Below are 23,356 nucleotides of genomic sequence, written 5' to 3'. Positions count from 1 at the left end.
AAAGTTATTAGAGTCGGATAAACATTTGCGCTATTGTCAGCGATGATTATGCTTATAAACCTCGAAAAGGATTTTTGATGAAAAAGTTTCTCGTGTTGTTGCTGGTGTTGGCTGGCATTTACCATTTTCAGGGAAGCAATTTAAGCGAAAGTATTAATGCTGATTATCAAAAGGTTGATATCCAGCAAAGCGATACCAAGCCAAGCGATTATCCGCAGCAACATTTGTCTGCCCAGCAGCGTGAGCTGCAAAAAACGCTTCTGCGGATCCGTAATAACGGCCCCTTCCCATATGATCGCGATGGTATTACTTTCCATAACAGAGAGCGTTTATTGCCATTAAAAGCGAGTGGTTACTATCGGGAATATACTGTTGATACGCCGGGCCTGTCACATCGCGGGCCGCGACGCGTGGTAACCGGAGGTAATCCGCCGGATGTTTATTACTACACCGAAGATCATTATCGCTCGTTTCGCACTATTTCTGGTGCTCAATAATGGAACAAGCTGTTCACAGCGCTGTTTTGATTCACTACGCTGAAGCCCCGACTCATGCTATTTGTCTTTCGAAAGACGGCAGCCTTAACCAGCAAACCATCTTAGCCAGCTTGCAAGTGCATTTTTTGTTTCCTGATTATTTTGGTGAAAATTTAGACGCCGCCTTTGATCTGTTGCTGGACGTTGTTGATACCCTTAACCAGCCAACTGTTTGGCAATTTTGTACAGGGAAGAACGCAAACACAGATAATGATGCGTTGGCTCGTTGGCAGCAATTAATGCAAGACGTAATAGATTATGCATCCGGCAAAGGGGTAATGCTGCAGGTTGAGTTATTTGTCGAGCCGTAGCGCGAGCATGAACTTTCAAAGGCAGAACAAAAACTTAGCATCCTCTAGTTGAGGTAACGAACTATGTTTTTTATGCTGCCAACAGTTATGAATTTGAGCCAATAACACTATGTATGGAATACCATAGTAACTACCCAATTTGCCTTTGAGATGGTGTTATCCCGTTTAGCGAATCATCAATAGCAACACGGCCTTGTGGTGAATTTGCAGGATGATTGGCAGTTTCAAATTTATTTTTTAAGTTATTTATCGGTTTTTCAAAATAACTCCAAACAATTTGGCTGACTAATATTGCAAAGACGGTTTTTAAGATTAGCGACAATGAAGGATGTTGAGCAAGATCCCATCCTATATAGCTGAGTGATTTCAATAAAAGTATTTCTGACGGTCTTTGGAGTAAATAAAGGCCATAGCATAGCCCTCCTAAATATGTTAAAAACCGGCTTCTCAATAAAAAAGACGCTGTTGTATCTCTATTTTGAATGCACCATAAAACCAAGGTAAAGAAATACAAGGCTAGAATTGAATAGCCAAAAACCCGACAGAAAAAAGTATATCTATCAAGCCCTCCGGCATAGAAAATTACACCAAGGCAGATTGTTAAGGTAACTAAAAAATAACTAACAAGTTGTTTATTGATAAAGTAATTTGATCTCACAATAATGGCCAGAACAAGACCTGCACTCAAGTTGTCAAATCTTGATATGGTAGCTAAGTACTGAATTCTTTCGTTGTCTGGGAAGGAATCAAGCATTAAAAATCTGAAAATTGGCGATATGCAGATCAATAACCCCAAAGTGATTTTGAGCTGTTTGATTGTGAGTTTGTGAATCAGCAATGGTGCCAGCAGGTAAAACTGCTCTTCTATCGAAATTGACCATAAAGGGGCTAAGAAATAAGAGGGTTCAACGCCTGTTATAGATTCTCTGACATTACCCAGGAAGAATAAATACCACAGTGGGTTGCCTGATTCTTTTATAAACTCTGCATCCCAATACGAGACGTTGTGAATAAAAGACTGTGCGACCGGAATGATGATAAAAAGACCAATAACAAACGCATAATAAAGCGGGAATATTCGAAGAACCCTTCGCACGTAAAAATTTCTAAAATAATGCTCTTTGTTTTTTGTATCGATTAATATGCCGCCAATCAAGAAACCGCTTATCACAAAAAACAAATCTACACCTATCCAACCAAGATGAGCAATAGGTGACAATGTTTGGTAAATATCACCAGAGCTTGGCCAGAAATGGTGAATGGTAACAAGCAATATTGCTATACCTCTCAACCCTTCTATTTCAGCAATTTTTCCATGGTAGCGGTATTCCATAACCTCAACATTCCTTATTGTATTTTTATGGTTTTATGTACTTGGTGATGTAATTGTAAATACTTTTAACGTCATCTCTTTTACCTGATGCTGATTGTGTGTGATAAATTCAATGTTTGCAACTTGCTCACGCAAGATACCGTTTTGGCCGGTAATGTTGCCATAACAGTACTAGGCCCGTAAGGGTAAACAGGAGTGATGCGGCAGCTGTACTGATAAGCAGCGGGTTGTTAAAGTTGCTGCGTTCGTCGTAATCCATAATGTGCAGTATCCAAAAAAAGTCGAACACCCGCCACAGGCTGGTTCTTACCCGGCTTACTGCGCCCGTGGACGGGTCGAGATAAAAGGTGCTGTTGTTGTCGTCGTTAAACTGCACCTGCCATTGTGGCGTTGGCAAATGTTTTACTTCTGCTGGCAGTTGTTGCAGTAGTTGGCTGTAGCTCAGGGCGCCTTTACCCGTGTACTGAGCTTGTGCTAGCCGGGTTATATCTTGCTCAGACAGCGTGTTTAGCAACTTACCGCTGCTGGCGCTATAACGAAAGCGCTGGCCTGCATCGTCTATAACGTACACCGGCATAGCGCTAAGCTGGTTGTTATCAAGGGTTAACTGTTGGCTGATGCTAAAGCTGGCTTCGCTGCTGTGGTGTTCCAGTACCGAAGCGGGGCTTACCAATGCCTGCTGCCAGCGGGGCACTGGTTGAGTATGTAAGTGCTCGCCTCTGACTTGCTCTATGGGTAGCACCGCCATAACCAGCCCGCTTAAAAACCATAGCAGTATTTGTACGACTAAAATTAAACCCAGCCAGTTGTGCAGACGCCGACACCATTTCATCATAAGACGTTAATCGATAAGGTTAATAAGGCTATATCAACAGAAATGGGTTGCTAATGTAAAGCGGCAAAATGTCGCAGCAGCTTACACAAGTTACCGGTGGTTAAACGATAAATAGCTCGTTCTTTACCCAGCGCCGTGAATTTGCTGCTATGCCATTTAAACGTCAAAGATATATCATCACTGGTAAGATTGTACTAATGCTGCAAGCTCGCCATTTTTTCGCATATTGTCCAGCTCGACCTGCATTGCCAGTGCAATATCAGTGGGGAACCTTAAATTTAACGCGAGGTAGTGTTTGCCAACATCCTCTAGCTTAAAAAGTGGCTCTGCCGTATCGGCTGGCATATTCTGTTCCAGCATCCAGCTACGTAAGGCTCGTTTAGAACCGGCCAACAAGTCGACTTTATTAGCTAAAAACAGGGGTATTGGCTCGGTTCGGGTAGAAAAACCCATCAAATTCTTGTCATAGTTAAAGCCATTACTTTGCAAGAAAGCCTCTAGTCTGTCTCCGCGAGATACGGCCACAATATAGTTTTTGGCTTCTGTTAAATTGGTCGGGTTTATTTCAGTGCGGCCTTTTAAGCGAAATAGGTAGCCCGGCTCACTGGCAATAGGGCCAACCCAGTGAAACAGTGATTCGCGGTCAGCACTACGAGAAGTAGAAAATACACCGCTAAAGTGATGATGCTGCGCTTGCTCGAAAGCACGACGCCAAGGCAACAAGGTAATAGTGCAAGACAACTGTAACCGCTGGCACAAGGCGTTCACCAGATCAACATTAATGCCGGTTATGGCATTTTGCTGCAAGTAACTGTAAGGCGGAAATTGTTCGGTATAAAAATGATATTCAGTAGGTGCGGCTTTTAGGTTAAATGTTGCTACCACGGCACTTAAGAGGGACACGTAAAAATAAAACCGCACATTCATGGCGCTTGCTCGCTATAATACCATTACAAACGATGTTTAAAGATACACCAAAATATGATTTTTGTTATTAGAACCGCGCGCTAAGCTTGCAAGAAAAACAGCATTTACCCGCAATCGACAGGCGCTGTAGTGTTAGCCTTAACGATGTCATTTAGGTTTTAAGGTCATTTTTTGTTAGCTAGCGGCCTTGACGGCCGCTGCAGGTTATTGCATAACAATGGAATGAAAGTGCTTACATTGGTGTGATTATGCAATTTACTGGTTGTCGCTTGTTCTTACCGTTACTGTTAATAATGACGCTGCCAGCTGCAGCGGTAACCGCACCGGCTTCGGTGTGTCAGCCGCTTTCCGCCAATGGGCATGTGATGCAAAAGGACGACTATGTAGACAAAGTGCAAGGGTTTTGGCTTGGGTTAAGCATTGGTAATTGGACGGGGTTGGTTACCGAAATGGATAAAATTGGTGGTGACGGGCCGGCAGGGCAGTTTTACACCCGCAATGATTGGCAAGCGAAAGACCAACCAAGTATTTGGGGGCAGGGCATCCCAAGTGAATTATCTGGCACTATTGATTGGGTTGTTGCAGCGGAAGATAACGTTTGGGGGTCTGATGACGACAGTGATATTGAATATATCTATCTTAAATTGATGTATGACAGCCGTCAGCCTTTACTTAGCGCTGAGCAAATTAGAGCCGGCTGGCTAGCACATATATACACCGACACTGACACGCCGTTTAAAACGTTAGACGGCAAGCCGGAAAATTATCTCTGGGTGTCGAATCAGTACGCGTTTGATTTAATGCTGCAAAATATCTTACCGCCGTATACTGGCATGCCGGGTAATAACCCACACTACGACATGATTGACGCGCAGCTTACAACCGAATTGTTTGGTATTTTGGCGCCATTTCGTCCTGACGTAGCGTCGAGGCTGGCCTATTTACCTATCCGTACAACGGCATATGCTGAGGCGGCAGACATTGCCAATTTTTATGTGGTATTGCATGCATTGGCTGCGGCGGTGGATAGCAATAAACCGTTGCAACCTCAAATACTGCATATTGCCTTACAAGCTCGTGCTGACTTGCCGTCAAATCAATATCCGGCAAAAATGTTTGATTTTGTGCTGTCGCTTTATAAAGCGGGTGTGCCATGGGAAGCCGCCAGGGATGCGCTGTATCAGCGTTATCAGTTGGAGCAACAGGATGGTTATGAAATAACCGGCAAAAAGTTATATTGCAATGGATGTTTTGCTGCCGGAATAAATTTTGCAGCCAGCTTAGTCAGTTTGTTTTATGGCGAAGGCGATATACAACAAACACTTAAAATAGCCACACTTGCGGGATGGGATTCAGACAACCCTGCTGCTACCTGGGGCGGATTGTATGGTTTTATCCTTGGCAGGCGCGGAGTAGAGCAAGCTTTTGAACAGCGCTTCTCCACTAAATTTAACATCCATCTCACGCGGAAAGGTTTTGCCAACAACGGCATAGACAACTTTGCCAATATGGCACATATGGCAAGCACGATTGTTGAAGATGTTTTACGCCAGCACTTGGCCTTAAGCATGCCTGCCGATGCCAGCTGCTGGCATATTCCAGCGGTTGTTAAGCCGATAACTGAGCCATAAGCATTAGCGTTTTTTTGCGAATCATTTAGCGGTGTTTGCCGCTTGTCCAACCGTCGCTGGCCAGCAGGGCTTCACCGGAGGCAATAGCCCCTTCTTCCAGCGAAGTTGCCATGGAATCGTTCCAGCGGTTTAAATAGCCAAATAGTGCAATAACGCCCATGATCTCGACAATTTCGCCATTGTCCCAGTGTTGACGCATTTCTGCCTGAATAGCTTCGTCTACGGCATTGGGTACTTGAGACGCTGCAATTGATAATTCCAACGCGGCACGTTCTGCAGCGTTGAAGGCCGGATGGGTTCTAAATTGCCAAATATTAGCGATTTGGTCATCGGGGGCGTTGTAACGTTCTGCGGCGCGAATAGTATGGGCCTGGCAGTAGCGGCAACCGGTTGCATGGCTGGATACGTAGGCAATAAGCCGTTTTAATGCAGAAGTTACCCGGCCATTATTTTCCATAACCGCCATATTTAACTGAATAAAGGCTTTGGCTATCGCAGGTCGATGGCTCATGGTTAAAACGCTGTTAGGACAAAACCCTAGGGTTTCATTGAAAAAGCGCGCCAGTTCGGCAACCTCTGGATTGGCGTCGGCGGTTAGTGGTGTGACAAACGGCATGCTGTCCTCTGTTTTGTAAATGAAGGGTAAGTTTTTATAAAAACAGAAAACTACTGCCACTGTAAAGTGCATTGCCACAATTGGCATTGATAAGTTTTATTAGAGCAAGTTGTAAGCAGGCAGAAAACTAACCGTTTGCTCAGCGGTATTAGCCTACACCTAATACCGGTTAGTTTAACCAGTATTAGGTAAGTACGCCGATGTACGTCTGAGATTTAATGTTGGCGGCTATTGCGGTTGTCGCGAACCAGCCACCAAATAAGGTAAGCAACAATAAGTAGGGGTAACACAGAAGCAATAAGTGATAGCCCGACACCTAAAATGGTACCTGCAACTGCCGCGACAACCCCCAGCACCGTTGCAAATGCCGCCAGTAATGTTGGCAAGCAGTAAATGCCTACAACAATTAATAAGATAATGGCAATTTTTCTGTTCATATCCTGCTCCTGCTAATCTGGCATGTTTTGTTATTTATTAATAATTATTCAAATGCCGTGCCATTATTATTTTTTATTTAAATCAATTGCTTATATTTGTTATCGGTTGGCATTCTGGGTGGGAGTGCGGGTTTTGGCGATTTTAGCTATTAATTGGTCAGAATATTCACTACGCTTTTAATCTAAATTGCTATTGTTATTGCGTTGGTATTAACTAACTTTAACGAGTTTGCACAAATTCAAAAAAGTATGGTGTGGAAGTGGTTAAGAAGTGGTGTTTGTTAACGTTGAACAATAAAGGTATTTTGATATTTCATATTTTGAGGTTAGCATCAGCATGCTAATAATCAGGGACGAATTATGCGTTTAATGCAATGTACTCTATCGCTGTTGCTACTCATTTCTATCCAAGCTACAGGACAGCAATATTCTGCTGGCGCCTGCATTTTGTTGCAACAACAGATAGATCGTTTTGCTGCTCAGCCACAAAATTCGAATTATCGTTACGCAAAGCGTGAATACGAAAGATCTTGCTTAACACCTGCCGTGACACCAAAGCCGGCGGTGAGGGACAAGCGCGAGACTGTGACCACCGAAGTGACCCCTCCCGCTAAACGCACAACGGAGGTGGTTAACGCTACAACGGTTACTGAATCCTTGCCAGCTAAAACCAAAGCAGAGTTAGCGCCCGTTTCTGTAGCATCTTCGCCTGAGCCGAAACCAGATCAGGCGGCGTCCGAAACTATTACTGTTGCAGCCCAGCCCGAACTTGTGGCTGCTGAAGCGCCAGTTACTGAGGTAACCACCACCTTGGGAACGGATCAAACAAGCGTTGACGCAGTTGCAATACCGAATAACGTTGCGGTACTTGATGATATGGCGGTATCCAAAGATATGCCTGCATTAAACGACACTATTATATTAAACGACGCTATGATGCTAATACTGAGTAATATCCCGCTGGTGGCTGCCAATATCGTTGCCGTCTTGCTGGTAATATTTTTGCTGACATCCTGGTTTGGTTTGAACTTACCTGGTTTTAAAGGCGTGTTTGCCGAGTATAAGCTAAACCGTTTATTACGCTGGCGCTTGTCAGGGCGCTATCAGCATTTTCGCAAACTTAAATTATTTACGGCGAAGGACGAGCGAACCGATGTTGATCATCTGGTGCTTAGCCCGTACGGCATTTTTGTTATTATGGTAAAAAGCAATCGGGGCCGTATTTTCGGCAGTGAAACCCAAGCCAACTGGACCCGGCAGTATTTTGGTAACAAAAAACAGTTTATGAACCCGTTACATCAGAACTTTAAAAATATTGAAGCGGTTAAGCATCTATTGCATATACAAAATAGCGATACTGCGCAGCATGTGCATTCGGTTGTGGCTTTTAGCCGCTTGTCGCAATTTGAAACTGAGATGCCTGCACAAGTCACCTATGTTGATGTTGTTTCAATGTACCTGAAAAAGTTTACAGAGCCTTGTTTTACTGATGAGCAATTAAACCGCTTTGGTGCCGTGTTAAAGCAAGCGAGCGAGCGCTGAACGTTAGCGCTCGTAAAGGCTTTGTTTGTGTTATCAACGTTTATATTGTGTTGGGCAATAAGCGCGGCTAACATCCGGGTTGCGTAATTTTAAATGCTTGGTTTTTCGCCCATGCACTCTGGCCCGCCAAAGCCGGAAAGAAGAGGGCTTAAGTTCACGCCGCATTAATGTAATGACGGCCGTTTCGTTAAGGCCGTACAGTTGTTCAATTGCCTCAAACGGGGTTCTGTCTTCCCAGGCCATTTCGATAATACGTGACACGCTGGCCGCATCAGACAGGTTCATGTTTTACCTTCTTTAATTGTGTTACTGATAAACTTATCACCCAGTAAGCCCGCATCAATATGGCCAACTTTGACATAAATTAATGCGCCCTGTTCTAAAGTAAAGGGGGTGTGCTGGCTGTAGCGTGGGTTACGAAGCCAACTACCGGTGGGGTATTGCCCGTGTTCATCGCAAAACAAACCTTCCAGTACCAGAATTTCTTCCCCTCCAACATGAATATGGCGGTTAAAGTGGGTGTTAGGGGCCCAGCGTACCAAGGCTGTACTGACACCATTATGTTCGTGCAGGGGTAATACCGATAAGCCCGGCACTAACCCAGGCCGCCATGACTGCTGTTGTGTATTGATAACCTGTTGTTCGGTGTCACTGACGGCAAATTGCCACAGTTTAACCAACAAGGTACAGCCATTAGCTGAAAACGGCTTGTGTGATGTGCCGGGCGGGTTACGCAAATACGTGCCTGTTGGATAATCGCCGTGTTCGTCACTAAACACGCCATCTAATACCAGTATTTCTTCCCCACCATCATGTGTGTGTGCACTGTAGCCACTACCTGGTCCATAGCGGACAATGCTGGTGGCACGAGCAACTTCTGCTCCGGCCCGGTCCAGCATCATGCGGCTTACGCCAGGTAATGGTGAGTCAACAAACTCATGTTGTGCAGCGTGTATTACTACACGCTGACTAAAATCACTATTTACCTGCATTGGTTAGCCATTAACCGAAATGGCAGAAGCACAGCTTATTACCATCGGCGTCTTTAACATAAGCGCCGTAAAACGTGTTCTCAATGCGTTGCCCTGGCGCACCGTCGCAGGTTGCACCTAAACTGATCGCTTTTTGATAAAGCGTATCTACCGCAGCTTTTGAACCCGGTGAAAACGATACCATATTACCGTTGCCCGGATTTGCTGGCTGTTGGTTAAAGGGTACGCATACCGCTAGCATGGGCTGTGCCATACTTTTGCCAAAAAAGGCAATGCGGCCCATATCAATTAATGATTTGCTGCCCAGATCGCCCAATAACTGGCCATAAAACGCTTTAGCCGCCGTTAAATCACTCACACCCAAGGTTACATAACTGATCATATTTGACGCTCCAGATAGAAGAAATAAATGATATCTGACCATTACGCAGCTTAAGGCGAAATGGTGCAGTGTGAAAACGAATTTGTTTTAGGGGTTTTGCGTAAAGTGCGCCAGATTATTGCTGTTATAGGTAGGCTTTACTACGACGGTGCCTGCCAGCTTGTCGTGCCAGCCTTGCTTTTTCGCATCCCAGCCAATCCAGAAAAAACCCAACCCCAGCGGCAAGACCGCCAGATAATAGCCAATATAGCGAATAACGCATTGTTTTGTTGTTGGGTTATTGCCGGTCTTAGCATCAACGATGCGTGCTGCAAGCGCCATTTTTCCTGGGGTTGCCTGACGATACAGCCAAAACGCAATAATGGCCAGAATAGGAAATACCCACTGCACCAGATAATAGGCGCCGGTAACCTGAAAGTTGCTGCGGTCTATATAAGCCCAGCCGTAAATAAGCAACATTAATGGTAACGTAATACAGACCAGCAACAAGCTATCAATAACAGAGGCAACCACACGTTCCCAAAAGCCAACGTATTTTAGCGCGGTCGCAGACGAAGCTGGCGCAGTATTCATTGTGAGCATCTCATATTAGGTTGCCAGACAGGTACCGCTATTAAGCGTAAGCAATGTACTGACAAGTACAGGGGTAGTTAACTAGTCATTATGTCTCGATACTAAAACAGCTGACGCAGCCTTAGTAAATCTGCAAATATTATATAGCATTGTCAATATATTAAAGTAGAAGTAACACATATGTTCATGCTATTTATTTATCAGTATTCGCCGATGTTAAATGCATTAGCTTAGGTGTTGTACTGGGTATTGTTAACTAAATCGCCTACAGTAATGGAAACATGCTCAGCCCCTTTAAGTATTTCATTTATAATGTCCGCAGCTTCTGCAACAAGGTTGGTGTTGTTAATGGCTTTCTCTGTAACATGGAGCATATTTTGTTTGGCATTTTTTACTAGCTCGCTGTTTTTTTCGACCATTTGATTAATTTCAGATGTGGATGTCGTGGTCCTTGATGCTAACGTTCTAACCTCGTCTGCGACTACTGCAAAACCGCGGCCGTATTCACCAGCTCGAGCAGCTTCAATAGCTGCATTTAAAGCAAGTAGGTTGGTTTGAGAAGCAATAGAGCCTATTGTTGTGACAATCTTTGATATTTCTGCTGATTGTGTACTGAGTTGCTCAACTAAGACTGCCGATGAGTGAATATCCTCTGCAATTTTTATTGAGTTTTCGTGATTATCTTTTAACAGGCTTGCACCTCGTTCAGACACTTGTGCCGTTTCTACTGAGGTGCTATGCGCGATTTCTGCTGCTCTCTGAATAGCCAGTTGTCTTTCAACTCTATTGGTTACATCACTGGCAACTTTAGTAATTTTTACAACGTTGCAGTTAACGTCAAATACAGGATTGTATGTTGCTTCAATCCATACTGTTGCGCCCGTTTTACTTATCCGTTTAAATAACCCCGCTTTTATATCCCCCTTTGCCAGCTCATGCCAAAAGTTAGGGTTATCTCTATAGAATTCATCTGTGCAAAACTCTCTATGATGCTTTCCCCTTATTTCATTTATGCTGGTATATCCCATAGCGTTAGTAAAGTTTTTGTTTGCATCAAGTATGGTGCCTTCCGGAGAGAAATCTATTACTGCATTTGAACGGTTAATAGCCTGCATCAGTGACTCAGTAGACAAACTTTGTTGGTAAGATACTGTGATATCGTTCGCGACTTTGACAATTCGTGTAATTTTGCCATTTTCAGAAATCGGAATATAGGTTGCTTCAAGCCAGATATCAGAACCATTTTTGTGTTTTCTATGCACCGTCCCTTTAATTGTGTCGCCACTTGCAAGACGCTGCCAAAATTGATGATATTCTGCCGATGCTACAAATTGAGGCAAACATAATATTTTGTGATGTTTACCACTAATTTCTTCCAGCGTATAACCTACCGTCGCTAAAAACATCTTGCTTGCTGAAATGATTGTACCGTCAGGATAAAAATAAATTGTCGCGCATGAATTTGAAATAGCGTCCCTTTCTGCTTGTAGGCTAGCATTTTTTGCCGCTAACTTTTCATAGTCATCAAGACTAACCTTTTTTGGAAAAAACATCATACTCAACCTCAGCTCTGTCTTAAAAGGCTTGCATAAATTCTAATCAATGCAAACGAAACTGCTCTTTAATTTACGACCTAAGATTGTTAGCTAATGCCTAACTTCATGTTAGGCCATTTAGGTCTAATGAGACAATAGCGACAAATGGGGTTGGTGTCAAAAAAAATCGAAAAAAACGCTGCATTTTTTATATGCAGTTTTTGCCGATATGCAAAATAGAAAACTAAATCTGACTGACAGTGCCAAAAAGTGTTTTATTCACTGGAGCTTATCGTTAAATGGTTTAAGATCTATCTTAATTTTTGCATGGCATATTGCGGCTGCTTTTTTCATGTTAATCTTGTTAATTTGAGTTAAATCAATTTTCAAATGCCAAAACCTAAAGGTGATTTTGCCGATGGCTCAGCCACACCAGCTTAACGCTCTACTAGATGCCCTGTTGCAACAATGTCAGCCGTTATATGTAGAAGGTAAGGTGGCAGACTATATACCGGTGTTATCGCAGGTGGCGCCTGAGCAAGTGGGTATTGCGGTAGCTACGCTTGATGGCACTGTGTACAGCGCAGGTGCCGCAACACAGGCATTTTCACTACAAAGTGTGTCGAAAATTTTCGCACTGGTCATGGCGATGAACCGTATTGGCGATGAGCTATGGCAGCGCGTTAATATGGAGCCTTCCGGTCAGCCATTTAATTCTATTGTGCAATTAGAATGGGAAAAGGGTATTCCGCGCAATCCGGTAATAAACGCCGGTGCTATTTTAGTATCCGATGTGTTGGTCAGTCACTATTCTGCCAGTAAAAGCGCTTTTTTAACCTTTATCCGAAGGCTGTGTGGAGAAGAGGCGATTTATGCTGACCCGCAGGTGTATTTATCTGAGCTGGAACATGGCAATCGCAATGCGGCATTAGCCTACCTGATGAAAAGCTTTGGCAATATTGAAGCCGAAGTGCCACAGGTGTTAGAGCAGTACTTTCACCAGTGTGCTACCGCTATTAACTGTGAACAGTTAGCGCGTTCATTATTGTTTTTAGCCAATAGAGGTGTGCAGCCGCATAATAATGAACAAATTTGTAGCCGGCGTGACGCACACCGTGTCAATGCCATTTTATCTACCAGTGGCATGTATGATCAGTCTGGCGAGTTTGCGTTTAAAGTGGGGTTGCCGGCAAAAAGTGGTGTCGGCGGCGCCATTATTGCCATAGTGCCACAATTTGGCGTGATAACCGCCTGGAGCCCGCCACTTAACCGCTTTGGTAATTCTGTCGTGGCTATGCAACTGATTAGTTTGCTCGCCGACGAGCTAGGCTTATCGCTGTTTTAATGACTTTTTTGTAGCGGAAGAATTAATCAATACCGCGGTATTGGATAATTATTCCGCTGTCCTGAACAGATAAACAGCGCTAGGCTATTAATCAACTGGTTAATACTGTGGTTATAGCAATGCAGAATGTTCAAGGGCGTCCCTTATCCGCTTCCGAAAACCAAAGCCGGGCCCGGTTAGTCGATGCGGCAAGGCACCACTTTAGTGTTCATGGCTACGCGGCCACGACAACACGCGATATCGCCACAGCTGCTGCTGTCAATCCTGCCATGATTCGCTACTACTTTGGCCATAAAGCGGGGCTTTTTGAAACTGTGTTACGTGAGACGGTCGCGCCGATGCTTAACTTGATTAATAAGCATCCAGCGCCAAACGGTCCGGTTAATTTGGCCGCACTGGTTCAGCAATACCACAGTATGATGCTGCCATACCCAGAGCTGCCAAAATTGATTTTTCGCGCTTTACATAACCCCGATTCAGTCGAGTATGACATTGTTATGCAGGTATTTGATGGTGTGCTGCGCTTTGGTATTGACCGACTGTTAAAGCAGATAAGCCACTCTACCCCGGCAACAGATGATGTAGACGGCAAAGCCGTGGTTGTTAGTGCGTTGGCCTTGGCCGTGTTTCCTTTTTTGTTGCCACCACCTTTTCGGCAGGTTCTGAACTTTTCCGCTACCTCAGATCAATTGGCTGCAATTGCTAGCTTGGCTGATCGACTATTCATTCCTGCAAAAATAGTGCAGCACGGAGAAAAAAATGCGTAATCTTATGCTGATATTCACCGGTTTATTGCTAATGGCGTGTCAATGGCAAGAGCCTGCTGCAGCGTTTGGTACGGTTGAACGCGACCTTATCCATGTTAATGCCCAGACATCAGGGCTGATTACTGTACTCAACGCACAAAAAGGCGATAGCATTAAAACCGGACAGATATTGCTACAACAAGATAACACCGAGCAACTGCTTATCGTGGCACAAAATGAGGCACAACTTGCATTAGCCAAGGCGCAGTTAACACTGTTACAACAAGGCAGCAGGCAAGAGCGGCAAGAACAAGCTAAAGCTAATTTGGCACGCGCTGCGGCGATGTTAGACGATGCTAAGCTGACGCAAACTCGTCAGGTCGCACTTTTTACTCAAAAGTTGAGCTCTGCCGCGGCGTTGCAACAAGCTGACGCAGCGTTAGCGGTAGCACAGGCGAGTTATGATGTTGCAGAGCAGCAACTAAAAGAGGTGATGGCCGGGAGTAGGCAGCCTGACATTGAGCAGGCGCTACAACAGGTAAAACAGCTTGAAGCGCGATTGCAGCAAGTGCAGTGGCAATTACAACAACTTACCGTCATTGCAGAGCGGGACGGTACTGTTGACGATATCCTTTGGCGCAGGGGGGAGCGCGTGCCAGCGGGGGCGACGCTGTTAACCTTGTCTGTGGATGACAGTGCGTATGCAAGGTTATATTTGCCCGCCAATGCTTTAGCAAACTGGCGGCTTGGGCAGCAAGTAGAGGTATGGCTTGAAGGGCGCGATGCTGCAGTTAATGGCACTATTCGTTATATCAGTCCAAATGCCGCATTTACCCCACACTTTGCGCTGCATCAGTTAGAACGCAGCCGGCTGGTGTATCTGACAGAAGTAAGCCTGCCACAAGACCTTGGTATACACACTGGAACCCCAATTCGGGTGTTGTTGCCATGAATGATATTGTTATTAAAACTCAAGGTCTGACCAAATATTTTGACGATTACTGCGCGGTAAATGATCTGGATTTAGCCATAAAGCGAGGTAGCATTTACGGTTTTCTTGGTCCCAATGGTTGTGGTAAATCTACCACTATGCGGCTGTTAACGGGCTTATTAACACCCAGTGCTGGCGAAGTAAAAGTCCTTGGCTATGATCTGCCAAATCAAGCTGAAGCACTGCGGCTTAAAATTGGTTATATGACGCAAAAATTTTCGTTATACGACAACCTAAGCGTACTGGAAAACCTGCAGTTTGTGGCGCAAATTTATGGTTTGTCCCGCGGTCAGCGTCGAGAGCGGCTGTCTCAATTATTAGCCATGTATCATCTGGAAGATAAACAACACGTTAGAGCGGGCTCACTTAGCGGTGGACAAAAGCAGCGTTTGGCTTTGGCTGCGGCCACGTTACATGAACCCCCGTTATTATTACTGGATGAGCCAACGTCTGCGGTTGATCCGGAAAACCGCAGAGAGTTTTGGGAGCGCTTGTTCGACCTAAGCGATAGTGGCACCACTATTTTAGTCTCAACCCATTATATGGATGAAGCAGAGCGTTGCCATGGTTTGGCGATTATGGAACTGGGTAAAAAGCGTGCTGATGGCAGCCCGGCACAGCTAATGGAGCAGTTAAAAGCGACTGTGTTTCAGCTAACTGGCGCCGGGTTACGACAAGTAGGCAAGCAGCTGGCGGATTTAGCCCCGGTTATTTCTACTGCGCAAATTGGTAATACCCTGCGTGTGTTGCTGACCCCCGGTTTGCCTGACGCTAAAGCATGGCTACACCAACAGGTAGCGCATATTAATATAGAGCAGGTTAAACCCAATCTTGAAGATGTTTTTGTTGCAAGTACTGGAGTGGGTTATGCCAAGTCTATTCAGAATTAATGCCATTATGCTTAAAGAGCTGCGTCAACTGGCGCGCGACCGTATAACCTTCGCCATGATTGTGATGATCCCGCTTATCCAATTAGTGTTATTTGGTTATGCCATTAACACGGATGTGCGTCATGTGCCAGCGGCTGTGGTCGATTTTGCCAACACCAGCCAGAGCAGGCAATTGTTGTACGATCTGGAGGCGTCGCAAGTTGTGGTGTTTATACAGCGTTTCGATAGTGTACAGCAAGCAGAACAAGCTTTAACCAAGGGAGATGTGGCCGCAGTGCTGGTGTTACCAGTCGATTTTCAGCGTCGCTTGATATTACGCCAAAGCGGGTTATCGCATCAGCCGGTAGCACAATGGATAACTGATGGTAGCGATCCGATATTAAGTGGTGCGGTAAGTGCGCTGAGCCAGTTACCGTTAACGCTTAACGGCGTGCAGGGAAGCAACGCACCGACGGCCGTTATGGAGATCGTCAGTTATTTTAATCCGGAAAAACGCACAGCAGTAAATATTGTGCCCGGGCTTATTGCGATAATACTGACTATGACAATGGTACTGTTTACCTCGGCAGCCGTGGTGCGGGAGCGGGAACAGGGTAATATGGAGTTTTTAATTACCACGCCAATGCAACCGCTTGAGTTGATGCTGGGTAAAATAATCCCATACATTGCCGTAGGCTGTATTCAAACCAGCATTATTCTTGGTTTGGGACATGTTTTATTTGCCGTACCATTACCTACGCATTGGGTGTCATTAGTCATAGTCACATTGCTATTTATTTTGGCAAGTTTAACGCTGGGGCTTATTATTTCCACGCGGGCCGCCACGCAGTTGCAAGCCATGCAGATGACTGTGTTTATTTTACTCCCCTCTATTTTACTGTCTGGTTTTATGTTTCCTTATGCGGCTATGCCAAAGGCAGCGCAGTGGTTGGCGGAAATTTTACCGGCAACGCATTATGTCCGGATGATAAGAGCGGTAGTATTGCGTGACGCGCACTGGTGGTCGCTAAGCTATGACGTGATTTATTTAACCTGCTTTACGCTGGTGGGGTTATTACTCGCCACATTACGGTTTAAAAAGCGTTTGGATTAGCCAGTTTGCCAGTCAGTTAACGTTTAAGTAGCCATCGGTTTGCCCACACTAATACGCCCTAAAAAACGATTCTGCTTAACGAATCAGCATTAGCAAACCGCGAGAGAAATATTGGTTTTTGCGTTTAAGGACGCAGCTTTTCAACCATACCAACAAATTGCGCCACGCCGGCTCCCACATCGGCGATACCTGAAGCCACATTGCTAATACTATGTTGGCCTTTTTCGGCAATGCTATTAATTTCGCTTAATTGCTGATCAATATTTTTGATTAAATCGGCATTGTTTCGTACCACTTTAGTAATCTCGGCCGTAGCGACTGACGTTCGTGCCGCCAGCGTACGTACTTCATCTGCAACCACGGCAAAACCTCGTCCAGATTCTCCGGCTCGTGCAGCTTCTATTGCGGCGTTTAGTGCTAATAAATTAGTCTGATCGGCAATGGCCCGGATAGTGGTGACGATATCGTCAATACTTTTGGCTTGTTTGCTCAGCTGAGCACCAATGGCTGAAGCCTGTTGTACCTGGGTGGCAATATCACTTGATGTTGTCACGGCTTCATTAAGCACTTCAACGGCATTATGGGTAATTTGTGAGGTTTGTTCTGAGGTTGCTGCCGCCATTTCAACTGCTTGTAGGGCAGTTTGTACACGTTCAGTAATATCGGTGGCAAATTTAATGACTTTGTACACTTTGCCACGTTCATCGGCTATTGGGTTATAAGTTGCTTCTAACCACACAGTATTGCCTTTGGCGTCTTTGCGTTTAAAGCGGCCTGAGTACAAATTGCCATCGCTAAGGCGCTGCCAAAAATTGGGGTTGTCATGGTAAAAATCATCAAAACAAAAAATGCGATGATGTTTACCCTTTAGCTCACCTAACGAGTACCGCATAACACTAGTAAAATTATCGTTTGCGGTAATTATTGTGCCATCATTGGTGAATTCGATAACCGCCATTGAGCGGTCTAGTGCAGAAAAAACGGCTTCTTTATCGGCCAATGCATTGTGCTGTGAGGTGACGTCGCTGGCAATTTTAATGATCTGATTTACGTTGCCTTGCGCATTTTTAACCGGAATATAACTGGCTTGCAAATACACCGGCGAGCCATCTTTCTTAATACGTAAAAAACTACCACTAGAGGCTTTACCGTTGGCAAGGTCGCGCCAGAACATGCGGTATTCATCAGAATTAGTGTAACTGGAAAGGCAAAATATTTTGTGATGTTTGCCGATAATACTTTCAGCAGAATAACCGACGACATTGAGAAACAGGTTGTTGACATCTTGTATGGTGCCATCTGGCGCAAAACTAATATAGGGCATTGATGTTTTAACCGCGCTAAGGGTGTCCTTCGCTGCAATAATTGAGGCATCAATAATAGGTTCAATTGTCGTACTGCTGCGTTTAAATCCGAAAAATGACATAGTCTGCCTCTTCACTGCGGTTAGTATTAAATTCGCTGGATCTTAAGGGGGTGCATTGCATTGCATATTAAGTGTAGATGTATATTTTGGTGCGGGAAATATTTTATAGATATAAAAAGCCCTTTTGTTTGCAGCAAAAGGGCTTGGTGCTAAGCAGTGTACAACGATAAATTAAAGCGAATACGGCAAGCCATCTTTGCAAGTAAACTGTTTGTTACCTTTATGAGCGCAATTTACCTGACGGCCGGTCACCATGCTAAACCAAATACTGTTGGGCTCAGAGGTTTGCAGCTGAATATCGTCAATGCTGGCTTTATCCTGACAACCGTTAAAACCGTTGCGGTTTAAAATTAATTCTACATGGCGGCCACTGTTATTCAGTACGATAGAATTTGGTGTTTCACGATGGCCGCTTAATGCAACAAACTGCGCCGGGTTTTGCAGGCCGCTGGTGCTGCCATCTGCAAAGAACGCCAGCAGTTGCTGGTAATACACCACATAACTGCATACGTCTTTGTGCGAGCCTTGCTGCAGTGGGAAAGTTTTATCTAAAAAGCCTTTTGAGTAATCCATCACCTGCTGAACATGGCGCTGGTTCAGCTGGTTAATCACGCTAAGCTCGGTTGCCATCCAGGCGGTTTGGCTTTGTGATTGATTGCTGTGTTGTTGGGCCAGTGTTGTCATGATGTCATCCTCGTTTTTAACTATGTTTATCGTCCAGTCCAGAGTTTAATTACCGATACTCAGATACTGGCATGCTCGTGGCAGCGGGATTACGGGCAATCCTGCCCTACATCAGGCGGACCTGCTGCGCAGTTCACATTCGTTCCAGACGAATGTGGTGTCCGCCTTCGCTGACGCGAAATGGGTCTGCCCCTGTACCGTCAGTGTCTGAGTATCTGCTTCTATGGTCATCAGTGTTAAACATCAGACCAGTTGCTATCGGTTAAAAACTAGTCTAGGCTAAAAATCAGCATAATTTCACAATAAAAATTTTACAGTGTGAATTTTACAAAATGAAAATAAACAAAAGCCTGCTTAGAAAGTCACATTTTCTTGGAACCAAGATAAGAAACTTGCGTAAACGCAATAACTTAACGATGGAAGATTTATCTACCCGCTGTATCCGTGTAAACCCGGAGCAAGCGCCATCGGTGTCTTATTTGTCCATGATTGAACGCGGCAAGCGCACGCCTGGCATTGAAATGCTGGAGGTGATTGCGGAGGTGTTTCAAAAAGACATTGACTGGTTTCTGGATGGTGACGATGCCGGCGAGGACTTAACGCCACAAAAAGGTGCCAAAGGCGGCATTAATGGCATGGCGCTGGAACCGGGCTTTTTGTTTTCAAATGACATTTTACAAATTGCGATACCTGAAATGTTGTCGCAAACCGGTACCAGCGGCAAACAGTTTGCGCAGTTGCTAATACGTGCTCATCAAGAGCATAACCAAAACCACTTTCCCGAGCTGGAACGTGCTGCTGAGGAGGTGGGGCAAAAGCGAATGCCGCTTAGTGTCGACGATTTACTGGTTATCACCAAGCAGTTGGGGCTAAGCGTTAAATGGTTTACCGAAACGCCAAAAGAGCTGTTAGACGAGCTTGGGGTGCTGTCAAAAAATGTTTCAACCTCGTTTTTTGCGCCACCGAATACGCTGCATTTAAACAGCTTATTAAAAGCCTTTCCTACCCGGTTGAAGTACGAATTAGCGGTGCATATCGGCCATGCGGTGCTGCACAACAAAGACGGTGTAAAAAGTAGCATGATGGTAGGCGGGGCACGAGACGATGACTTGTCGGACTCAAGCGCTGTTCAACCGCAGGATATTTTGCATGCCTGGCGCGATTTTGAATCGAGCTTTTTTGCCGGTGCGCTGTTGTGCCCAAAACTGCCATTTCGCCAGTTACTTGACCGCCACGGCTATGAAATAAGCAGCCACCAACAGGCCGGCGTGTCAGCGTCTGTTGCCATGCGGCGAATGACGGCGGTATCGCCTTACACCCATTGGCATTATTTTGATGCTTACACACCGGGGAAATTAAAAGCCGTCTATCGCGGCAACGGTATTCCTTTGCCGTGGGGCAATATGCGACAGGTGCAGGATCCGTGTCAGCATTGGGCAGTGTTTCGTATGTTTGATGTTGAAGGGGTTAGCAGCTCAGCACAGTTGTCGTTGCTTGATGTAAACGGCATGCCGCGTATTTATTGCTGTGAGTCGACCAAGGTAAGTGATTTAGCCGGTAATGCCCATGTGCTGTGCGCTGGTATCGATTTGAACCCGGCGTTGCTGGCGCAGGGCGAAGATGCCGACAGTATGGCAGGCGAGTTAAAACAATTATGTATCGGCAGTGCCGGTGGCGCCAGGGTACCGAAAAAGATTCAAACGGCGCTAACCAGTGTCGCCAACATACTGAACATTAATTGGGTTGCGCGCAGCTTACAAAAACCGGCACAGCTCATTTGCGCTCGTGGCAACAGCTGCCCACGTAGCCCCGGCTGTTATCAGTGTGAAAGCCTTCGGGTATGATGCCCTAACAGAACCGGTTTACCCACGTCAACACGCCATGAACCCATCCATGGGGGCTCGTTTCAGCCCGTCCAGGGCTTCAACGGTTGACTAAGGCTAAACCGATTCTGTTTTGATAATCCCGCGTGTTATCAACGCTCGTTTTCCTCTAGTAGGTTCAGATCTTTATCCAGCAACCCGGTTAGCAGCGCCTTACCACTGGCATCTATGCGAAACTGACCATAACGCGCCTGCTCGTAGCGTTCTGCTGTGCCTTCGGCAAAAAAGAAGGCATTAGGGCCAATACTAATTATGCCGTCACGTTTGCGTAGCAGCACGGCGACCAATTCTGGTGCTGCCTTAGGCTGGGTATTTGACAGGCTATGCAGGCGGGCTTGCTGCTTATCACTAACCTTGATCCAGGCATATTTGTACTGCCGGGCATCGTCCTTTAGTTCACGGTCAATGGCGAACGCCAGTGCCATATAATCGCCCTGCATAATAGAGCGCGGATCGACAGGCGCCAGTTCAATATTCACCAGTCGACCGGTTTTCAGCGTTTGTTCAAACTGGTAGATAGTTAGCCCGGCAGCCGCCAGAATAAGCAGTACCGCCGCAGCAATAGCCAGCGGGTAGCGTTTGAGTGTCATGCCAGCCTCCGTTGATAGCGTTGTAGCAGCCACCAGGCGGCCAGCAATACCAAACCGCTAAATGCCAAAATGGCAGACTTGTGCAGTAAATTAAGCTGCAATTGGTAATAAAATTGGCTAATAGCAACTAACATGCTTAACAGGCATAACAAGGTCCAGCGGGTGCTGCTACCATAAAAACACGCCAGCATTAATGCTGTGCTAAACAATAAGCCCGATGCCGGATACAACAACACGCATAACGCGGTTGTGATGGTTATTAAGGCTAAACGGCTCGGCACCGTTGCAAAACGACTGAGCCAAAATACGGTCGATATTAATATTACACTGCCAAGCGCACTATAAAGCGCGCGGGCGACATCCAGCTTATTACCCAGCCAATCACTGAGATCAAGCATAGGTAAACATTGGCCCATCAATGCTAAACAAAGCCCTGCCAGCGTTGTGACTTCCAACAGGCTTTTTAACTTATCGGCGTGGCGAATACCGGCCCATTTCAATCGGCTACACCACAGCAGAATTGCCCCTGCTGCCAGCACATTGCTGCCTAGCGCAACAACGGTTGCCGAATGCAGTAACGATAACAAGCATATCAACGCGATGCTTATGCTAAGGCGTTGATGCAATTGATTAAGAGGGCTTAACAGCAATAGTGCGGTGATAACCGCACAGGCATAAGCAGCAGCATCAACATGATTAAACAGTTCATATAGGGTGTATACCAGCAAGCCCTGACCTGCGAGTGCGACGGAAACGGACAGATGTTGCACAAATTCCTGACGCCGGGTTGCCAGCCAGATACTGCCTGCCAACAATATAACGGCAACGCCTGCTTTTATAGTACTGCCGTCGGAGACTGCCAGTATTGGGCCAATAAAGGCGCTGATAATAAATAACGACGCTATCCAGGCCGCAATACCTTGCAGTATTTGTAGCCACCAAGGCGAGCCGTGTTGCTGCAATTGCTGCATTTGGGCTTCATCAATAATGTCTGCTTGTTGCAGTAGCTCTGAGGTTAGTTTTTTTTCGCTGTTCATCGCGACTGCTCCCGCTGCAGTTTCTTAAGCCACACCGCCGCACCGGCACTGCTACCGATAACATAAAGCGCCAACAAATTGATGATAAAAAAGTTGTCGCTAAAGGCCATTAAGCGTGCAAGGGCTGCGGTGCTCACCGCAATGGCACTGAACAGCAGTAGGGCAAACACGAGCAAATCGCGCTGTAGGCGGAAATACCACAATGCCAACCCGGTACCTAGCAATAAGTAACACAGCAGGTTTGGCTGATACTCTGTTTCCCACACGCCCAGAGTCGCGCCAAAGGTGAGTGGCAGCATCATCGCAACCGCACTTAGCCATGCTAATGGCTTGGGATTGTTAACGCCTAGCTTTTGCAACACAAGTTCGCTTAGTAATAGCAGTACAAAATTCGCCAGCGCCAAATACAGCGCAATATAAGATGCACTTAGTAGCCAAAGCCACGAGTTATTATCCAGATATCGCAACAAGGCCAGTTCGATCAAGCTAAACCATAACAGGTAACAGCCCCGGCTTTTGCTAAGCAGTACCAACGGGGTAATGAGTGCAGCCCATCCCGCAAATAATTGCCAGATATCGGCACCGGTTTGATAAGTCTGGCCAATTAATGCCAATAAGGCGCCGGTTAGAATGGCAGTGGCCAGCATGGCTGCACGCTGCATTAAGCTTTTAACGGGGCTAAATACTGCCACGCTACCTGCTACGAGTACCGCACTGCCAGCCAGAGCAAATTTAGCCAGATAATGCATTAGTGGCCAATTGTGGGCAAAAAAGAAAATTAACGCACTGCTAAGTAGCACCACACTGCCAAATAACAGCACGTAGTTAGCTAATGTCAGCCAGTGTTGTTGGCCTGGTTGCAGGCTGAACTGTGTTTCTGCCAACTGAAGTTGGCTGGCGTTCAGTTGCTGTTGCTCGGTCCACTGAAACAATTGGTCGGCGCGGCGCAGTTTATCCATATTTTGGCTTAGCGTAGCATTAAGTGGATAACATCATAGCGTTTTTATAACTTGTTACAACT

The 23,356-nt window shown here is 45.6% G+C and carries 25 protein-coding genes and 1 pseudogene; 10 read left to right on the top strand and 16 right to left on the bottom strand.

The features are described from left to right. The first annotated feature begins 77 nt into the window (after window positions 1-77). The gene (locus tag ORJ00_RS04595) at window positions 78-497 is read left to right on the top strand and encodes a guanyl-specific ribonuclease (RefSeq protein WP_306139118.1); all 420 of its coding nucleotides are present in this window, start codon (window positions 78-80) and stop codon (window positions 495-497) included. Then, window positions 497-847: a barstar family protein gene (locus ORJ00_RS04590; protein WP_306139117.1), complete on the top strand. Its 351-nt coding sequence runs from the start codon at window positions 497-499 to the stop codon at window positions 845-847. Before ORJ00_RS04595 ends, ORJ00_RS04590 begins: the two co-directional genes overlap by 1 nt. 130 nt (window positions 848-977) lie before the next feature. On the opposite strand, the gene ORJ00_RS04585 is transcribed toward ORJ00_RS04590, so the two are convergent. The 3 genes from ORJ00_RS04585 to ORJ00_RS04575 form a co-directional block, all read right to left on the bottom strand. Further along, window positions 978-2,180 carry an acyltransferase family protein gene (locus ORJ00_RS04585; protein ID WP_306139116.1) on the bottom strand — a complete coding sequence of 401 codons (1,203 nt, stop codon included), beginning with the start codon at window positions 2,178-2,180 and terminating at the stop codon, window positions 978-980. Between the two features lie 127 nt (window positions 2,181-2,307). Beyond that, window positions 2,308-3,015: a PepSY domain-containing protein gene (locus tag ORJ00_RS04580; protein ID WP_306139115.1), complete on the bottom strand. Its 708-nt coding sequence runs from the start codon at window positions 3,013-3,015 to the stop codon at window positions 2,308-2,310. 177 nt (window positions 3,016-3,192) lie between these two features. After that, window positions 3,193-3,942, bottom strand: a complete 750-nt coding sequence (locus ORJ00_RS04575; RefSeq protein ID WP_306139114.1) for a substrate-binding periplasmic protein — start codon at window positions 3,940-3,942, stop codon at window positions 3,193-3,195. 248 nt (window positions 3,943-4,190) lie between these two features. Between ORJ00_RS04575 and ORJ00_RS04570 the strand changes: the two genes are divergently transcribed. Continuing rightward, complete coding sequence (locus ORJ00_RS04570; protein ID WP_306139113.1) at window positions 4,191-5,573, top strand: ADP-ribosylglycohydrolase family protein; 1,383 nt, start codon at window positions 4,191-4,193, stop codon at window positions 5,571-5,573. 25 nt (window positions 5,574-5,598) lie between these two features. Here the strand turns inward: ORJ00_RS04570 and ORJ00_RS04565 are convergent, their stop codons facing one another. Together ORJ00_RS04565 and ORJ00_RS04560 are read right to left on the bottom strand one after the other, a co-directional pair. Beyond that, window positions 5,599-6,189, bottom strand: a complete 591-nt coding sequence (locus tag ORJ00_RS04565; protein ID WP_306126345.1) for a carboxymuconolactone decarboxylase family protein — start codon at window positions 6,187-6,189, stop codon at window positions 5,599-5,601. A 215-nt stretch (window positions 6,190-6,404) separates the two neighbouring features. Then, a complete protein-coding gene (locus ORJ00_RS04560) occupies window positions 6,405-6,626 on the bottom strand; it encodes a hypothetical protein (RefSeq protein ID WP_027672476.1) in 222 nt (73 codons plus the stop codon). 360 nt (window positions 6,627-6,986) lie between these two features. On the opposite strand from ORJ00_RS04560, the gene ORJ00_RS04555 reads away from it, so the two are divergent. Continuing rightward, window positions 6,987-8,168, top strand: a complete 1,182-nt coding sequence (locus ORJ00_RS04555) for a nuclease-related domain-containing protein (protein ID WP_306139112.1) — start codon at window positions 6,987-6,989, stop codon at window positions 8,166-8,168. A 33-nt stretch (window positions 8,169-8,201) separates the two neighbouring features. On the opposite strand, the gene ORJ00_RS04550 is transcribed toward ORJ00_RS04555, so the two are convergent. From ORJ00_RS04550 to ORJ00_RS04530, 5 genes are all read right to left on the bottom strand, one after another. After that, window positions 8,202-8,453, bottom strand: a complete 252-nt coding sequence (locus ORJ00_RS04550; protein ID WP_027672475.1) for a TIGR03643 family protein — start codon at window positions 8,451-8,453, stop codon at window positions 8,202-8,204. Next, a complete protein-coding gene (locus tag ORJ00_RS04545; RefSeq protein WP_306139111.1) occupies window positions 8,450-9,160 on the bottom strand; it encodes a cupin domain-containing protein in 711 nt (236 codons plus the stop codon). The genes ORJ00_RS04550 and ORJ00_RS04545 overlap by 4 nt, the downstream gene beginning before the upstream one ends. Before the next feature lie 10 nt (window positions 9,161-9,170). After that, entirely contained in the window at window positions 9,171-9,542 is a 372-nt protein-coding gene (locus ORJ00_RS04540) for a VOC family protein (RefSeq protein WP_027672473.1), read from the bottom strand. 87 nt (window positions 9,543-9,629) lie between these two features. Beyond that, window positions 9,630-10,115: an RDD family protein gene (locus ORJ00_RS04535; RefSeq protein WP_306136862.1), complete on the bottom strand. Its 486-nt coding sequence runs from the start codon at window positions 10,113-10,115 to the stop codon at window positions 9,630-9,632. 230 nt (window positions 10,116-10,345) lie between these two features. Beyond that, entirely contained in the window at window positions 10,346-11,671 is a 1,326-nt protein-coding gene (locus tag ORJ00_RS04530; RefSeq protein WP_306139110.1) for a methyl-accepting chemotaxis protein, read from the bottom strand. 397 nt (window positions 11,672-12,068) lie between these two features. Between ORJ00_RS04530 and glsB the strand changes: the two genes are divergently transcribed. The 5 genes from glsB (at window position 12,069) to ORJ00_RS04505 (ending at window position 16,715) form a co-directional block, all read left to right on the top strand. Beyond that, complete coding sequence (gene glsB / locus ORJ00_RS04525; RefSeq protein ID WP_306139109.1) at window positions 12,069-12,995, top strand: glutaminase B; 927 nt, start codon at window positions 12,069-12,071, stop codon at window positions 12,993-12,995. 119 nt (window positions 12,996-13,114) lie between these two features. After that, complete coding sequence (locus ORJ00_RS04520; protein WP_027672471.1) at window positions 13,115-13,762, top strand: TetR/AcrR family transcriptional regulator; 648 nt, start codon at window positions 13,115-13,117, stop codon at window positions 13,760-13,762. Further along, window positions 13,755-14,693: an HlyD family secretion protein gene (locus tag ORJ00_RS04515; RefSeq protein ID WP_306139108.1), complete on the top strand. Its 939-nt coding sequence runs from the start codon at window positions 13,755-13,757 to the stop codon at window positions 14,691-14,693. Before ORJ00_RS04520 ends, ORJ00_RS04515 begins: the two co-directional genes overlap by 8 nt. Next, complete coding sequence (locus ORJ00_RS04510) at window positions 14,690-15,622, top strand: ABC transporter ATP-binding protein (protein WP_027672469.1); 933 nt, start codon at window positions 14,690-14,692, stop codon at window positions 15,620-15,622. Before ORJ00_RS04515 ends, ORJ00_RS04510 begins: the two co-directional genes overlap by 4 nt. Further along, window positions 15,600-16,715 carry an ABC transporter permease gene (locus ORJ00_RS04505; protein WP_305977011.1) on the top strand — a complete coding sequence of 372 codons (1,116 nt, stop codon included), beginning with the start codon at window positions 15,600-15,602 and terminating at the stop codon, window positions 16,713-16,715. Before ORJ00_RS04510 ends, ORJ00_RS04505 begins: the two co-directional genes overlap by 23 nt. A 124-nt stretch (window positions 16,716-16,839) precedes the next feature. Here ORJ00_RS04505 and ORJ00_RS19065 read toward each other — a convergent pair whose 3' ends face one another. From ORJ00_RS19065 to ORJ00_RS04495, 3 genes and pseudogenes are all read right to left on the bottom strand, one after another. Continuing rightward, complete coding sequence (locus ORJ00_RS19065; protein WP_440480643.1) at window positions 16,840-17,337, bottom strand: methyl-accepting chemotaxis protein; 498 nt, start codon at window positions 17,335-17,337, stop codon at window positions 16,840-16,842. A 27-nt stretch (window positions 17,338-17,364) separates the two neighbouring features. Next, window positions 17,365-18,039: pseudogene (locus ORJ00_RS19060) on the bottom strand (PAS domain-containing protein); the annotation flags it as partial. Between the two features lie 273 nt (window positions 18,040-18,312). Then, entirely contained in the window at window positions 18,313-18,825 is a 513-nt protein-coding gene (locus ORJ00_RS04495) for an aldolase/citrate lyase/malate synthase family protein (RefSeq protein ID WP_027672360.1), read from the bottom strand. A gap of 392 nt (window positions 18,826-19,217) precedes the next feature. On the opposite strand from ORJ00_RS04495, the gene ORJ00_RS04490 reads away from it, so the two are divergent. Further along, window positions 19,218-20,669 carry a DUF3612 domain-containing protein gene (locus ORJ00_RS04490; protein WP_240474930.1) on the top strand — a complete coding sequence of 484 codons (1,452 nt, stop codon included), beginning with the start codon at window positions 19,218-19,220 and terminating at the stop codon, window positions 20,667-20,669. A gap of 131 nt (window positions 20,670-20,800) precedes the next feature. Here ORJ00_RS04490 and ORJ00_RS04485 read toward each other — a convergent pair whose 3' ends face one another. The 3 genes from ORJ00_RS04485 to ORJ00_RS04475 are packed head-to-tail and all read right to left on the bottom strand — an operon-like array spanning window position 20,801 to window position 23,294. Further along, on the bottom strand, window positions 20,801-21,298 hold the full coding sequence (locus tag ORJ00_RS04485) for a GDYXXLXY domain-containing protein (protein WP_306139106.1): 498 nt from the start codon (window positions 21,296-21,298) through the stop codon (window positions 20,801-20,803). Then, window positions 21,295-22,335, bottom strand: a complete 1,041-nt coding sequence (locus ORJ00_RS04480; protein WP_306139105.1) for a DUF4401 domain-containing protein — start codon at window positions 22,333-22,335, stop codon at window positions 21,295-21,297. The genes ORJ00_RS04485 and ORJ00_RS04480 overlap by 4 nt, the downstream gene beginning before the upstream one ends. Beyond that, entirely contained in the window at window positions 22,332-23,294 is a 963-nt protein-coding gene (locus ORJ00_RS04475) for a DUF2157 domain-containing protein (RefSeq protein WP_027672356.1), read from the bottom strand. The genes ORJ00_RS04480 and ORJ00_RS04475 overlap by 4 nt, the downstream gene beginning before the upstream one ends. Between the last annotated feature and the right edge of the window lie 62 nt (window positions 23,295-23,356).

The sequence above is a fragment of the Rheinheimera baltica genome, assembly GCF_030731985.1.
Classification (GTDB): domain Bacteria; phylum Pseudomonadota; class Gammaproteobacteria; order Enterobacterales; family Alteromonadaceae; genus Alishewanella; species Alishewanella baltica.
Note: the sequence above shows the minus strand (reverse complement) of the source record. Positions and strands in the feature narration are given on the sequence as shown.